The sequence below is a fragment of the Kordia aestuariivivens genome (assembly GCF_014397005.1).
In the GTDB taxonomy this organism is placed as follows: Bacteria; Bacteroidota; Bacteroidia; order Flavobacteriales; family Flavobacteriaceae; genus Kordia; species Kordia aestuariivivens.
Genome location: NZ_JACGWS010000011.1, coordinates 94775 through 109460, shown reverse-complemented (window position 1 = coordinate 109460; position 14686 = coordinate 94775). Strand labels below are relative to the sequence as shown.

Genomic DNA, 14686 nt, shown 5'->3' with positions numbered 1-14686 from the left:
TGTCACATCGAGCGCAGTCGAGATGCTAAATCTTAAATGTAAAACTTCGACTCAGCTCAGTTTCCGTGTTTTCCAACACCCAACACCCAACACCCAAATTATAAATGTTAAATTCAAAATGTAAAATGTAAAAGTTTTAAATTTGAACCCACAACCCACAACCCACAACCCACAACCCACAACCCACAACCCACAACTGCCACACTGAGCGGAGTCGAAGTGCAAGCAACCAACATACCAAGAGCGAAGCGATACCAAAGCGTAGCGTTTCCAAGAGCTTTATTAGCGATACTAACAATCCAAAATTCTAAGAGCGAAGCGATACCAAGAGATTCCCGCCTACGTGGGAACGAGTCCAAGAGCGTCAGCGAGTCTATGAGCGCAGCGAGTCAAAACTATTCAACTCATACGTTTCCAAATAAAAATACGGAACGGCAGCTAGTAAATGATCAAAGATATCGCCCATAATATGTTCGTAGTTTTTCCAAACCTTATCTTTACTAAACGCATAAATCTCAATAGGAACACCTTGTGGCGTTTGTGCCAATTGGCGACTCATAATCATCATGTTTTCATTAATGGCAGGATGTCTTTCTAAATACGTTTCTACATATTTTCGGAAAACACCAATATTAGTCAAGTTGCGTCCGTTGATGAACAAGGATTTATCTGCCGAACGTTTTTCATTGAACAACTCAATATCTTTCTGACGGTGATCGATATAATTGGAAACAAGCTGTATTTTTTTTAATTCTTCAATTTCTTCGTTGTTGAGGTAATGAATGCTATGCGCTTTGATTAAAATGGCACGTTTTATACGGCGTCCGTCAGATTCATTCATGCCGCGCCAGTTCTTGAACGAATCCGAAATCAATGCGTACGTTGGAATCGTGGTAATGGTTTTATCAAAATTCTGCACTTTCACAGTAGCCAAGTTGATCTCAACGACATCACCATCAGCACCATACTTTTCCATCGTAATCCAATCGCCAATCCGTACCATATCGTTTACAGATACTTGAATACTCGCCACAAAACCAAGAATCGTATCTCTAAAGATTAACAAAATAACGGCTGATAACGCTCCTAAAGTCGTCACAAATGCAACAATAGATTTTTCTGTGATGATGGAAAACGCGGAAACAATTCCGATCATCCAAATAAAGATCATGAATACCTGAATGTAACTATCAATTGGTTTATCGCGAAAAGCGGGCAAGGTTTTTAAGAAATCACGAACAGATTGTAAGATGCTACGAATCACTCTAATGATTAAAATCACTAAAAAGACATCAATTGCTTTTAAGAAACCAACTTCAAACTGTGGAAAATGTATAAATAAATGCGGCGTTATTTGTTCAATAAAAAATGTAGGGACTAGATGTGCTAAATTTTGAGGAAGTTTATTTTTAATTAAAAAATCATCAAAATCATTTTTTGTTTTAGGGGCAATCCGATGTGCCAAAGAAATCAACAAACGCCTAACTATAAAATCGATTATAAAAGCAATAATGGAAACGGCTATTAACAGCACGATCAAGTTTGCATAAATAGCAACTCCTTCTGAGTAGTTTTGCCCTTTTATATAATCATAAATAAAAGTAAATAACTTTTGCGTGTCCATGAATGGTAAGTTTAGTACAAAGATAAAGCTTCCATGCAAAATCATCGAATATTATGGTACTTTCCTATAACTAGATTTTTATTTGTTGTATTTAATTTGAATATAAGTCAAAAAATAATCTTAAATTTAGGATCAAATCCCAAACCCAATTATTTTTTGCGAACATTTATTTACGTATTCATTGTACTGTATTCGTTTTTTTCTTTTGCACAGGAATTGCCGCCAATAATTAAGTACACACCAAAAACATACAATGCGGACAACCAAAATTGGATGATTTCACAATCAGACGATGCATTTATGTATGTAGCCAATAACAAAGGATTGTTGGAATTCAACGGCGCACAATGGAAACTCTACAAGTCGCCAAACGAAACCATTATGCGTTCCGTAAAAGTCATTGAAAATCGTGTATACACGGGGTGTTACAGGAACTTCGGATATTGGGAACGCAATGCCATGGGAAGCCTGGAATACACATCGCTAAGTGACCAATTAGAGATTGAAATGGTGGAAGATGAACAGATTTGGGAAATTATTCAACTAGATCAATGGGTCCTTTTTCAATCGCTCAATAGAATCTACAGTTATCATACAGAAACTAAAACACTGAAAACCATTGAAGCGTCGCAAACCATCACGAAGCTTTATAAGATTGAAGGCGAATTGTACTTTCAGGTACTTAATGAAGGTTTGTATAGCATTGAAAATGGTGAGAAATCACTTGTAAGCGACAATGCAATTTTAAGAAATAATAGAATCGTAGGATTGTATCCAAAAGGTGATCAAAAACTCATCATTACCCGGAATGGAAGTTGGTATACGTATGATGAAAACGGATTGACAGCACTACAATTGCCATATCAACAACAATACCAACAAAAGAGTGTATATACAAGTATTCAACTAAAAGATGGAAGTTTTGTATTAGGAACGATTTCGAAAGGAATTTTTCATATTTCTGCTGACGGCGCGTTATTGTATCATATAGATCAAACGAACGGTTTGGGCGATAATACCGCACTTTCTTTGTTTGAAGATATTGATGGAAATGTGTGGGTTGGACTCGATAACGGAATCAATTGTATAAACACCAAAGAACCTTTTAAATACTTTGATGATCATGAAGGACGCTTGGGAACTATTTATGCGTCTATAATTCATAAGGGTTCTATTTATTTAGGAACGAATCAAGGATTGTTTTACAAGAAAGAAAATAGTACTTCTAATTTTAACTTTGTAGCAGGGACTAATGGACAAGTTTGGTGTTTGCGTGTCATTAAAGATCAATTATTTTGTGGTCATGATTTAGGAACGTTTCTTATCAATAATGGAACACAGCAAAAAATTGCAAATGTCCAAGGTACTTGGGATATCAAATCGGTTCCGGGAAATGAAAATAAGATCATTCAAGGGAATTATGACGGATTGTACATGCTTACCATACAAGATGATTCTTGGGCATTGGATTATAAACTCAAAGGATTCAATATTTCTTCAAAACATTTTGAATGGGCAACGCCGACAAAAATATTAATGAATCATGAATACAAAGGTGTATATGAACTCACGCTTGACGAGAAGTATGAAGAAGTCACAAAATTCGTCAAAAACAAAACCGTTCAAAAAAGTGCCAATTCGAGTCTAATAAAATTCAACAATACCATCTATCAAGCAAATAAAAACGGTATTTACGGCTATAATACAGAAACGGCTTGGTTTCAAAAAGATTCCATTTTGAGTACTATTTTTGAAAATGACGAATATACTTCAGGGAAACTAGTGGTAGACAATGTCGGCTATTTATGGGCGTTTACAGACAATTATATTAATTATGTTACCAAAGAAAAATTAAACGGAGACTTTAAAGTACAGCGCATTGCCATTCCACAATCGTTGCGAAACGAAATGAAAGGATATGAAAACATTGCGCATCTTAAAGGGAAGAATTACCTCTTAGGAACGTCTAACGGATACATTACCATTGATTTAGCGCAGATGCATTCCAAATCGTATGAAATCACGATCAATAGTGTTACAAATTATAAAATTTCGGGCGATATAAAACAAATTCCTTTAGCTGTTGAAAGTGAATTTAAAGCGAATGAAAATTTCTTGGCGTTTATGTATAGCATTCCTGCCTATAACAAATATGAAGTTGCAGAATATTCGTTTCAGCTTGAAGGTTTATACAATGAATGGAGTACCTGGAGTACAAAATCAGATGTAGCTTTTGAAAACTTGCCACATGGTAGTTATACATTTAAAGTAAAAGCACGGATCAACAATCAGGTTACAATGAATACAGCAACGTACGCGTTCATCATTCATAGACCTTGGTATTTATCAAACTTAGCATTATTGCTGTATGGAATTCTAGCCATTTTACTCTTAACAGCATTGAACGGTTACAACAAAAGGTATTACAAAAAGCAGCGCGAACGTTTATTAGAAAAAACCACGCGCGATTTGGCTTTAAAAGAACTTGAAGCGCAAAAAGAAATCATTCAATTAAAAAATTCACAACTAAATAGTGATATCGAATCTAAAAATCGTGAATTGGCAATTGCCACTATGAACATGATTAAGAAGAATGAAACGCTCAATAGTATTAAACATGAACTCAACAAACACGATGGCGATCAAAATGTGACGCCTGTCATTCGTTTAATTGACAAAAACATCAACAATGCGGAAGATTGGAAATTCTTTGAAGAAGCGTTCAATCATGCTGATAAAGATTTCTTCAAAAAAGTAAAAGAACTGCATCCGCAACTGACTGCAAACGATCTTCGTTTATGTGCGTACTTGCGATTGAACCTTTCCTCAAAAGAAATTGCGCCGCTATTAAACATCTCTGTACGAAGTGTGGAAATTAAACGCTATCGATTACGTAAAAAAATCAGCCTTGGGAGAGAAATCAACCTTAACGATTACTTTTTAAACTTGTAGACTACGGTTTAATTGGAGTTTGATATAATAATAGACGCTAATTTTTTCTACGTAGTGGATTCTTTTTTCGCAGTGTAGCAGCTATTTTTCGTTAAGAATTTTTGAAGTCACAACATTCTGGAATCTAAGTTTCCCATCAAAGATATTATATCTTTTGGGGAATATTTAGAGAGGAATATAGAACTATTACAAGCTTGTTAGATTTTATAATTCAGAAAGTAAAAATCAATGTTTTTTAGACGCTTATACATTATTTCTAACGCTTATTAAAAATATACACCAATAAAAATAAAACTTCCGTATATTCCTCTTGTTTGGTGTAATAACAGGAATTTTACATGAAAGTAACAGAGATTTTTTATAGAAATAAGTATTGGTATGTAGTAGCAATTCATGAAAATGACAAAAGAATTGAACTCATTAAAAATAATGTGCTTTCAAAATGGTCAAGTACTTATAGACAATGGGTGTTTCCTAAAAATGAAGAAGCTCGAAAGTTTTTAAAATCCATAGCTAAGCAGCCCAAAAGGAGTGTTACGTTTCTAATACTAAAAGGGAACAGACTGCGTATTACTTGTCATCCAACGCAGAAAGGTATAGAATATATAAAATCATTAAGTTATTATCATTACAATTCAGAATACAAGCATTGGACAATTCCATATACAGAAACTATTGTTGTCAAATTAGAATTACTATTGAAAGATGGTTTCATTATAGACTACATAGATAAAAGAAAAACGAAACCTAAGAGATCTACAAAATCTACGATGTTAGAAGAACACCACAGAAAATGTCCTAGTATAGTTATCGATAAATTAAAGGCGTTACGTTATAGCGCCTCTACAATCAAAACATATTCAAATTTTTTGTCCATATTCTTCACGTACCATTATGCTTATCAACCTCAAGAGATTACAAATGAAATGATTAGATCATATTTAAGATATTTAATTCAAGAAAGAGAAATTAGTGAATCGTATCAAAATCAAATGATTAATGCGATAAAGTTTTATTATGAAAAAGTATTAGGAGGAAAACAACAAACCTATTTTATAGATCGTCCAAAGAAAAGTAAGCCCTTACCAATTGTGCTATCACAAAAAGAAACTATTTTGTTGCTAAAGTCAATTTCAAACTTAAAACATAAAACTATTCTAACAGTAATTTATAGTTGTGGACTTAGAGTAAGTGAAATTATTAACTTAAAATTGTCATCAATATATTTTGAGGAAAACAAAATACATATTGTGGCTGGTAAAGGCAAGAAAGATCGCTATGTTACTATTGCAAATAGAACCAAAAAACTTATTCAAATTTATTTAAAAGAATATGCTCCAGAATATTATTTAATTGAAGGGCAAAGAGGAGGAAAATATACAGCTTCAAGCATACAAAAGTTTTTAAAAAAACAAAGCTATAGTATTGGAATTTCTAAAAATGTTACGCCACATACTTTAAGACATAGTTTTGCAACACATTTACTTGAAAAAGGGATTAGCTTACGCTATATACAATATATATTAGGTCATGAAAGTTCTAAAACAACTGAAATTTATACACATATTACAAATACAGGTATAGAAAACATTAAAAATCCTATTGATGATTTTGATTTTGATTAGGAAAAGAGTAGTTTAGAATTCAAAGAAAAGCTAAACTATAAAAAGGTTTAGCTATAGTAGAAATATACGGAATTCCGTATATACATACGTTACCATACATACGAATGAACATTTTCGGATTTAAGAAAAAACAGGAATATTCATCAAAGGATATTTTAAAACAACTGGACAAGTGTGCGGAGGATTTTACGTTTCCAATGTTGGATAATGGATATGTTTATCCAGTTCATTCTAAATTGAGTGCTTATCGAGATGAAAAACGATGGGCTTTGATAATTGAAGTAATCGGATTTAATTATCGTGGTGGTGGACATAACGGAATTTCGAATTGTTTGCACATTTTTGGAAATTGTATTGAGACAAAACCTGGAACCGATAACAACAATTTCTTGTATATAACAGATGATAGTTCCGAGCATTCAACTTTTGATGAAGAATATCTGGAAAGCTTGAATCCCGAAACTAAAACAATGGTTTTGAGAGATAAAGAAATTGATATTAATCATAATCGCGATTTCTATTTAAAAAAAGGAATTGAACTTGAAGAAAACGACAAAATTTTCATTTGGGAATTTTTGAGAGGTTTAGAGCCTGAATACAGTAAAGAATTTGAAGCAACTGAAAAGGAAATCAGAGACCGAATCCCAACGGATATACCAAAAATTATGGAATTGACGGAATGGAATCATCCAGACTGTGCGGATTCTGAAATTCCGAGTAAAAGCAAAACTTTTAAGCAAATAGCCAAGGTTCTTGAAACTGGACAAACGGAATTTTACAAACCGACTGAAAAGCCAAATAATCATTGGAAAAATTGGCCTGATGGTGGAACGTTGTAAAAAAGTACGTATGGTAACAACGTGTATAAAACATAGCTAGTAAATGCTAAATCTAAGGTTTGTGCTTATTTGCAAAGACCGCCAAATTTTTAAATTTGGCTTTTAGAATAGAAAAATTAAAAACAAAATATAAAAATTCGGCTCTGTGTTAATCCGAAAAATTAGTGTCTTTTTGCACGCTACGTTTCATACACAAGACCGTTAGGCACAAGCTGAAAAAAACATATGGCTGAATACAAAAATCCGTTCTCGGAAAGAAAACATTATCACGAACACGCTGAATGGATTGACGAACATTTGAGCAAATTTTTCGATGATAAGTTAGTCTCTGTATTTCACGAAATACCTACTTTGGATTTACATCTTGACGTTTATTTCATAAAACCTGAAAGCTCGTCATTCAACATACTTTTGACCTCTGGAATGAGTACTTTAAAAATGAATGTTGAGGACCAAGTGGAAAATCCAAAAGATGTTGAGTTTGCCGAATTAATGATGCTTATTCCAAAAACTATCGAATTCGGACAAGTTTACTCTGGAGAAAATAAAAATGATTGGATTATTTCAATTCTAAAAAGAACTGCGAAATTCCCTCATTTTTATGACACTTGGATTGGAATTGGACACACAATACAAGCAGAAGAGGATTTAACGCCTTATGGAAATGATACGGAATATGTCGGTGCACTAATTCTTCCTTCTGTTACTTTTGATAAAGACTTTACCGAAATAAATAAGGACGGTAAAAAAATAAATATTTACAACGTTCTTCCTCTTTACAAAAACGAGATGGAGTTTAAAATAGAAAACGGATATAGCAAATTATTGGATTTATTAATAAAAGCCAACGGAAAAGAAGTGTTGGATTTAAACAGAAAAAATCTGATTTCTAAAAAGTCGTTTTGGGATAAAATTAAAGGCAAATGATTAACCGAAAGGAAAAGCCTGTGCCTAACATTGGTAACCGTTGCGCAACCCTATAATTTCAAAAAAAACAAGGCATTCTTAGCACTTTTAAGAGTGCCTTTCTTTTGATTCTCGTTATAGAGTTCTAAAATTAACTCCGCTTACAATCAAGATATAGTGTTTAAATAATGGCTTTATTTTAAAAATGACTAGAGCAAGTGGTTTTACTCCACTTTTTGCTGTTTTTGTAACGAATTTCAGGTATTTCTTCAAGTTATAGGCAATTGCTGCCAAGTGCATTACTTTGTTTGCTTGTTTAATTCCTAATGTGTTGATCTTTCTAAGTCCCGTATATTCCTTTAGTGTTCCAAAGACTGGTTCTACCGTGCTTTGCCGTTTCCTCTTCATATAACGTCCTTGTTTGCTACGGACTCTTTTGTTGTTACGTTCATATGCTGATCGATAATATGTAACAGAGAATTTTTTCTCCTTCGCTGTCTTTCCTAAACATTGTGAAGCTATTGGGCAGCCTTTACATATTTTGGAAGAATTTCGGTATTCTTTTTTCTTGGTCTTGGTGCGATAATCTAAAAATACTTTCTTAAACGGAATAATCTCTCCTTGTGGACATAGATAATGATCGGATTCTTTGTTATATATAAAATCATCTGGACCACCTTTGTAAGTTCCATGTGGTGGAATGTAACTCTTAATTCCTTGCGACTCTAAAAACGCATAATTCTCTCCGCTGCTATATCCTGTATCAGCTACTATATTTTCAAAAAGCACACCTGATTTGCGTAAACGTCTTTGTACTCTTATGGTAATATCTTGTAAATATTGATTGTCTTTCTTATCAGCATGATACGCCTTTATATCACTAATCACATGATGCGCTGTATCCACACTAAGTTGACTCATATAATTAAGTTTTCTTGCTTTGCCGGGTTTTACACTAATGCGAGCATCAGGATCTGTGGGACTGTAATGCGTTTTGTTACTGGTATAACGACTGCCTTTATTACCTGCACCTGGACGTTGATCTTGATCCTTTGCCCATTTTTTGTTTCTTGATTTGATAGCGTTGAGTTCCTGAGTATTGGCAGTAATTGTCTGTTGTTCTTTAGTCGCCTTATTTTCAACTTGACGATCTCGATAACTTTGTACGCGAACTTTGGATAGGTGCGCTTCTAAGTCTTCTTCGGGAACTTTGAGTTCCAAACTATCCATCGAGGCATTTGCCTTGATTGGTGCGGAATCTATTGCCTGCGTATGACCGCTAACCATGCCTTTGTCAACACAAAGCATAAAAACCCGCGTAAAAACTTCTTCAAATATTGATTCAGGGAACAACTGTCGCGTTCTACTTATGGTACTATGCCATGGAAGTTCCTCATCAATATCATAACCTAAAAAATACAGGATATCCAATCGCAAACTACAATGCTGAATCAATTTACGATCACTAATAATATTTTCTAAATAACCTACCAAACAGAGTTTGAAGAAAACTACTGGATCAATACTTTTCTGTCCGCTTTTACCATAATACCTTTTAGTAAGTTCATACAAATAGTCTAAATCTAACTCAGATGATAATTGACGATAAAAGTTCTCTTGGGGAATACGTTCACTTAACCGAAATGATATGAATAATTGTTCTTGGTATACTTTCTTGCCTTGCATTATTCAAGATAAGAAATTTATCAATATCTTAGACTTGTGCAACAGGCACACCGTATATAATTTATTGCTAGTTCTAGCCTACTTACGAAAATCCTCGCGGATTTTCTATTCGGTTTATATTTGCTAAATTAGGTGCTTAAAACACGCAACAAACCATATACAAACACGTTACCACACATTTGAGAAACCAATGTTAGAGGAATTAATTAAAAGAACAAACACCACAAAATTCTATCAAAATGGACATTTTCATTTGACCGAATTAAAAGGTCAAATTGGACATTTTAAAACAATGGAATTCAATTTTATCGTTGAAGAACGAGATGATTATGGAAAAATTACTGATGTTGAACATTGGCGATTAATTGCTCATAATACAATAAAATTTAGCGGAATTTTTAGCGAACAGTATTTACCATATATAAAACTAAAAGTCTTAACTGAACATCCACTACTTTGGACTTTCAACAAAAACGAATTGGAATGTGAATTAAATGGTTTTCCGACAAACGCAAGTGAATTTATTGGAGATTTATTCTTTGCCTACGAAAAACACGCTGGAAATTGGTTGCCACTAAATGAGAATTTTTACAACATCAAAGAATATTATAAAAAAGCTGGAAAAATGAATCTCGGAATTTCAGAACCGCTCGCTGAACCGATAAGAGCAGTTTGTGAAAAACACGGAATTGAATTTAATGTTGAGAACGTAATTAAGGATTTTGACAAAGGTTATGCGTATCGACCAAATGCAAAGCTTCTGATTTTTGGAAACGAAGATGTTAGTCCAAACGATTTTAGTTTGGGACAACCATATATAATCGCAGATGAATTTATTGCAAACCAAAAATAAAAAACGTGTGGTAACACCGGTAACCGTTGCACAAGCCCTTAATTTTATAAAAAGTGCCTAATTTTCAGTTTTTTTAAGGATATCTTTCTTTTGGATTATGCTATTGAATCCTAAAATTAGCATCTCTTAGAATCAAGATAAATTTGCCTAATTGGAATTTTATTTCTAAAAAAACAAAGGCAAGTGATCTTGCTTCACTTTTTACTGTTTTTGTGATGAATTTTAGGTATTTCTTCAAATTATAAGCAATAGCAGCCAAGTGCATTACTTTGTTTGCTTGTTTAATTCCTAATGTGTTGATCTTTCTAAGTCCCGTATATTCCTTTAGTGTTCCAAAGACAGGTTCTACGGTGCTTTGCCGTTTCCTCTTCATATAACGTCCTTGTTTGCTATTGATTCTTGCTATGTTACGTTCATATTCTTCGCGATAATACGTAACCGAGAACTTCTTTTCTTTAGTTGTTTTACCTAAACATTGTGAAGCAATTGGGCAGCCTTTACATATTTTGGAAGAATTTCGGTATTCTTTCTTCTTGGTCTTGGTGCGATAATCTAAAAATACTTTCTTAAATGGAATAATCTCTCCTTGTGGACATATATAATGATCGGATTCATTGTCATATATAAAATCATCTGGACCACCTTTGTAAGTTCCATGTGGTGGAATGTAACTCTTTAAGCCTTGAACTTCTAAAAATGCATAGTTTTCTCCACTACTATATCCTGTATCAGCTACTATGTTTTCTAAAAGCACACCTGATTTGCGTAAACGTCTTTGTACTCTTATGGTAATATCTTGTAAATATTGATTGTCTTTCTTATCAGCATGATACGCTTTAATGTCGGTAATTACATGATGTGCTGTGTCCACACTAAGTTGACTCATATAATTAAGTTTTCTTGCTTTGCCGGGTTTTACACTAATGCGCGCATCAGGATCTGTGGGACTGTAATGCGTTTTGTTACTGGTATAACGACTGCCTTTATTGCCTGCGCCTGGTCGCTGATCTTGTTCCTTAGCCCATTTGGTATTCCTTGATTTAATAGCGTTGATTTCCTGTGCGTTGGCGGTAATTGTTTGTTGCTTTTTAGTTGCCTTGTTTTGAACTTGACGATCTCGATAACTTTGTACGCGGATTTTAGATAGGTGCGCTTCTAAATCTTCTTCGGGAACTTTAAGCTCCAAACTATTCATCGATGCATTTGCCTTGATCGGAGCAGAATCTATAGCCTGCGTATGACCGCTAACCATGCCTTTGTCAACACAAAGCATAAAAACCCGCGTAAAAACTTCTTCAAATATAGATTCAGGGAACAACTGTCGCGTTCTACTTAATGTACTATGCCAAGGAAGTTCTTCATCAATATCATAGCCTAAAAAATAAAGGATATCCAATCGCAAACTACAATGCTGAATCAACTTACGATCACTAATGATATTTTCTAAATAACCTACCAAACATAATTTAAAAAACACAACAGGGTCAATGCTTTTTTGTCCGCTAGTTCCATAATACCTTTTGGTAAGTTCATACAGATAATCTAAATTTAGTTCAGATGATAAACGACGATAAAAATTTTCTTTGGGAACGCGATCGCTTAATCGAAAATCTGTAAATAATTGTTCTTGGTATACTTTCTTGCCTTGCATTATTCAAGATAAGAAATTTATCAATATCTTAGACTTGTGCAACAGGCACAAAGTGTATAATTAATTGCTTGGGTCTGTGTTACTCGGAAAATCCTCCGGATTTTCCTGAGGTTCGGTTTCCTTTTGCTAAATTAGTTGCGAAACAATCGCAACTAACCATACACAACACGTTATGCCTAATTAAAAAGAATTCTAAATTTAAATGAAAGAAGAATTAGAACTTTTACAATCTGAACTCAATAAAAGTTATAATGAATTACTTAATATAGAGAGTAATAAAATAACTGTTGAACCTGACTTTACGTTTGAATCCAATATTGAATTAAAAGATAAAGATAGAAGTTGTAAAATTTACCCATTTTTTTTTAGCGAAATTCCGAAATACGTTTTTGAATGGGATGATTGTCCAATTTTTGAAATTTCAAGTACCGACATTAAAAGACAAGGGGAAATAATAATTGACTGGGTATTAGAAAAATCAATACCATCAAAAATTCAAACTCAATTTCCTGAAATAGAACTTAATGAACTGGCAAAATATTATGAAAATGGAGAAGGAATAAAAGGTGAGTTCATAGAAAGTTGGAACATTCTGGAAGAAGATTATAATCAACGACTGTCAATTGAACCCTATGAACAAGACAGAGATGTTATTAGGTTAATGAAAGAAATGAAAGATTTTAAACTTGATGAATTATTGCGAGTTGGAACACAATTGTCTGTTTTCATTTTATCAAGATCAAGAAGACATGGAATAGATGAAAATAAACCTCAAATAAGGATAGCTTTCTTAGGTGCCAGTAGAATGAAAATATATTCCAATTTGAAGAACAAAAAGAAAAGTTTGGAGTGTGAAGTAAAATATGAAGGGTATCTTGAGAGAATTGTAAAAGAACTATTAAAAGAAAAAATAAAATAAAAAGGCATAACAATTTGTATAGTTCATTTGCTCCCTGCGGGAAGCAAACGCACCATACAAGAGACGTTGCCAACCATTTGAGAAATGAGCAACATAAAAGTATCAGAACTAAAGATATTATTCGAAAGAGTTATAAATAAACTCGAAACGGAATATGGTAAAGATTCGGAAATGAAACTTAATACTTCCGTTTATAGATTAATTCCAACATATAAATGGAATAAATTCGAAAAGCCCGAAGATTGGTTTTCAGCATCTGAAATTTCTCAAGGAGATTTACAGGATGATTTAATGGAATTAAAAAAACTAATTAAAGATGATGATCGAATTTGCACTTTTGTTGATTTTGATAGATTAGCAAGTATAATAAGAGAAATCAGTGAAGTAGAAAATCCTGTAGAATGAAAATCTGAAATGGAAAGCGTTGAAAAACTATATAATTATCTAAATCTAAAATTACCAAACTCTTTGGTTTATGAGGATTTATATAATTTGTATTATTCCTTGTTTTGTACTTTGGATATTCTGCCCGAAAATTTAAAATCTTTAAAACTCACAAAAGAAGTTCTCGCTAAGACATTTGTGAAATTAGCAACTGAAAAGAATATTACCAATTTTCCAAATCAACATAGTTCTGAATTATTATCAATTAACAAAATTCAAAACGAGAATTATTGGATTGAACAAATTGCCATATTTATGAGAGCTGATAAGTGGCCGAATCACGAAATCGCAAGAAAATTAATCGGAACTGAATAAAAAACTGTGGGTAACAATGGTAACCGTTGCACAACCCTATAAATTCAAAAAAACGAGACATTCTTAGCGCTTTTAAGGATGTCTTTCTTTTGAGTTTTACTATTAAATCCTAAAATTAGCACGGCTTACAATCAAAATATAGTTACCAAATAATGACTTTATTTCTAAAAAAACAAAGGCAAGTGATCTTGCTTCACTTTTTACTGTTTTTGTGATGAATTTTAGGTATTTCTTCTCAAGTCTTGGAGAAATCTAAGATTCATGAATACCTTGATTTAAAGTATAAATGCATGAACTAAAAAGCGCACTTTCTTTTGTTGAAGCCTGTGCTGAACTTGATTCAGTATTCTTTGTACGAACAAAGTAAAACAATTAAAAATGAATTACTTAAGTTCTTATTTTATGAAGATAAATAGAATTACTTTATTGCAAAAAAATAAGCTACAATACAACAATAGGATATTGCTGCGTTGTAGCTCATTAAAATAAAACTATCTAAAATAAATAGTTGTTATTTCGCACAACCAATACTAGGAGGGCAGTCTGGTTGTGTTGTAAAACCACCACACCCTTGTTGACCAGAACCTTGTTCAAGTGGTGCATTTCGCCCACCTGCAATAGTTGAAGTTTCATTCAATTTTAAGATTGAAGTTTTGTTCAAGTTGAGTTTTTTTACTGATTTTTTCATAATTTAAAAGTTTAAGTTAATAATTACTTAAAAGTAAAGAAAAACGAGTGAACCCACGATGGATTAGTGATATACGAATACATCCATTCCTTAAAAGACTGTTAAATACCTCATCATTTCTCAAAAAGACTACAACATTACCACAACACTGTCAAAAAATACTACAACGTTGTAGTTGTATTTG

At 33.1% G+C, this 14686-nt stretch carries 12 protein-coding genes; 8 read left to right on the top strand and 4 right to left on the bottom strand.

The window, feature by feature from the left end; genetic code table 11:
• Positions 1 to 373: 373 nt before the first annotated feature.
• Complete coding sequence (locus tag H2O64_RS17240) at positions 374 to 1624, bottom strand: mechanosensitive ion channel family protein (RefSeq protein ID WP_187563457.1); 1251 nt, start codon at positions 1622 to 1624, stop codon at positions 374 to 376.
• Positions 1625 to 1780: 156 nt separating this feature from the next.
• Between H2O64_RS17240 and H2O64_RS17235 the strand changes: the two genes are divergently transcribed.
• From H2O64_RS17235 to H2O64_RS17220, 4 genes are all read left to right on the top strand, one after another.
• Positions 1781 to 4576, top strand: a complete 2796-nt coding sequence (locus H2O64_RS17235) for a helix-turn-helix and ligand-binding sensor domain-containing protein (protein ID WP_187563456.1) — start codon at positions 1781 to 1783, stop codon at positions 4574 to 4576.
• A 338-nt stretch (positions 4577 to 4914) separates the two neighbouring features.
• Positions 4915 to 6201: a site-specific tyrosine recombinase/integron integrase gene (gene xerA, locus H2O64_RS17230; RefSeq protein ID WP_215907191.1), complete on the top strand. Its 1287-nt coding sequence runs from the start codon at positions 4915 to 4917 to the stop codon at positions 6199 to 6201.
• Between the two features lie 104 nt (positions 6202 to 6305).
• Positions 6306 to 7040, top strand: coding sequence for a DUF7003 family protein (locus H2O64_RS17225; RefSeq protein ID WP_187563455.1), 735 nt, complete (start codon positions 6306 to 6308; stop codon positions 7038 to 7040).
• 225 nt (positions 7041 to 7265) lie between these two features.
• A complete protein-coding gene (locus H2O64_RS17220) occupies positions 7266 to 7967 on the top strand; it encodes a suppressor of fused domain protein (protein ID WP_187563454.1) in 702 nt (233 codons plus the stop codon).
• Between the two features lie 114 nt (positions 7968 to 8081).
• On the opposite strand, the gene H2O64_RS17215 is transcribed toward H2O64_RS17220, so the two are convergent.
• Positions 8082 to 9632, bottom strand: a complete 1551-nt coding sequence (locus H2O64_RS17215) for an IS1182 family transposase (protein ID WP_235982918.1) — start codon at positions 9630 to 9632, stop codon at positions 8082 to 8084.
• Between the two features lie 190 nt (positions 9633 to 9822).
• On the opposite strand from H2O64_RS17215, the gene H2O64_RS17210 reads away from it, so the two are divergent.
• Entirely contained in the window at positions 9823 to 10485 is a 663-nt protein-coding gene (locus H2O64_RS17210) for a hypothetical protein (protein ID WP_187563453.1), read from the top strand.
• Positions 10486 to 10585: 100 nt separating this feature from the next.
• Here the strand turns inward: H2O64_RS17210 and H2O64_RS17205 are convergent, their stop codons facing one another.
• On the bottom strand, positions 10586 to 12136 hold the full coding sequence (locus H2O64_RS17205) for an IS1182 family transposase (RefSeq protein WP_235982916.1): 1551 nt from the start codon (positions 12134 to 12136) through the stop codon (positions 10586 to 10588).
• A 202-nt stretch (positions 12137 to 12338) separates the two neighbouring features.
• Here H2O64_RS17205 and H2O64_RS17200 point away from each other — a divergent pair, with 202 nt between their 5' ends.
• The 3 genes from H2O64_RS17200 (at position 12339) to H2O64_RS17190 (ending at position 13814) form a co-directional block, all read left to right on the top strand.
• Positions 12339 to 13055, top strand: coding sequence for a hypothetical protein (locus H2O64_RS17200; RefSeq protein WP_187563452.1), 717 nt, complete (start codon positions 12339 to 12341; stop codon positions 13053 to 13055).
• Positions 13056 to 13139: 84 nt separating this feature from the next.
• The gene (locus H2O64_RS17195) at positions 13140 to 13460 is read left to right on the top strand and encodes a hypothetical protein (RefSeq protein WP_187563451.1); all 321 of its coding nucleotides are present in this window, start codon (positions 13140 to 13142) and stop codon (positions 13458 to 13460) included.
• Between the two features lie 9 nt (positions 13461 to 13469).
• On the top strand, positions 13470 to 13814 hold the full coding sequence (locus H2O64_RS17190; RefSeq protein ID WP_187563450.1) for a hypothetical protein: 345 nt from the start codon (positions 13470 to 13472) through the stop codon (positions 13812 to 13814).
• 511 nt (positions 13815 to 14325) lie between these two features.
• On the opposite strand, the gene H2O64_RS17185 is transcribed toward H2O64_RS17190, so the two are convergent.
• Complete coding sequence (locus H2O64_RS17185; protein ID WP_187563449.1) at positions 14326 to 14502, bottom strand: hypothetical protein; 177 nt, start codon at positions 14500 to 14502, stop codon at positions 14326 to 14328.
• Positions 14503 to 14686 lie beyond the last annotated feature (184 nt).

Bases quoted from the DNA above. Each gene is read 5' to 3' on its own strand.
- H2O64_RS17240 (WP_187563457.1), bottom strand. From the start codon at position 1,624: ATGGACACGCAAAAGTTATTTACTTTTATTTATGATTATATAAAAGGG.
- xerA (WP_215907191.1), top strand. From the start codon at position 4,915: ATGAAAGTAACAGAGATTTTTTATAGAAATAAGTATTGGTATGTAGTA.
- H2O64_RS17225 (WP_187563455.1), top strand. From the start codon at position 6,306: ATGAACATTTTCGGATTTAAGAAAAAACAGGAATATTCATCAAAGGAT.
- H2O64_RS17220 (WP_187563454.1), top strand. From the start codon at position 7,266: ATGGCTGAATACAAAAATCCGTTCTCGGAAAGAAAACATTATCACGAA.
- H2O64_RS17215 (WP_235982918.1), bottom strand. From the start codon at position 9,632: ATGCAAGGCAAGAAAGTATACCAAGAACAATTATTCATATCATTTCGG.
- H2O64_RS17210 (WP_187563453.1), top strand. From the start codon at position 9,823: ATGTTAGAGGAATTAATTAAAAGAACAAACACCACAAAATTCTATCAA.
- H2O64_RS17205 (WP_235982916.1), bottom strand. From the start codon at position 12,136: ATGCAAGGCAAGAAAGTATACCAAGAACAATTATTTACAGATTTTCGA.
- H2O64_RS17200 (WP_187563452.1), top strand. From the start codon at position 12,339: ATGAAAGAAGAATTAGAACTTTTACAATCTGAACTCAATAAAAGTTAT.
- H2O64_RS17195 (WP_187563451.1), top strand. From the start codon at position 13,140: ATGAGCAACATAAAAGTATCAGAACTAAAGATATTATTCGAAAGAGTT.
- H2O64_RS17190 (WP_187563450.1), top strand. From the start codon at position 13,470: ATGGAAAGCGTTGAAAAACTATATAATTATCTAAATCTAAAATTACCA.
- H2O64_RS17185 (WP_187563449.1), bottom strand. From the start codon at position 14,502: ATGAAAAAATCAGTAAAAAAACTCAACTTGAACAAAACTTCAATCTTA.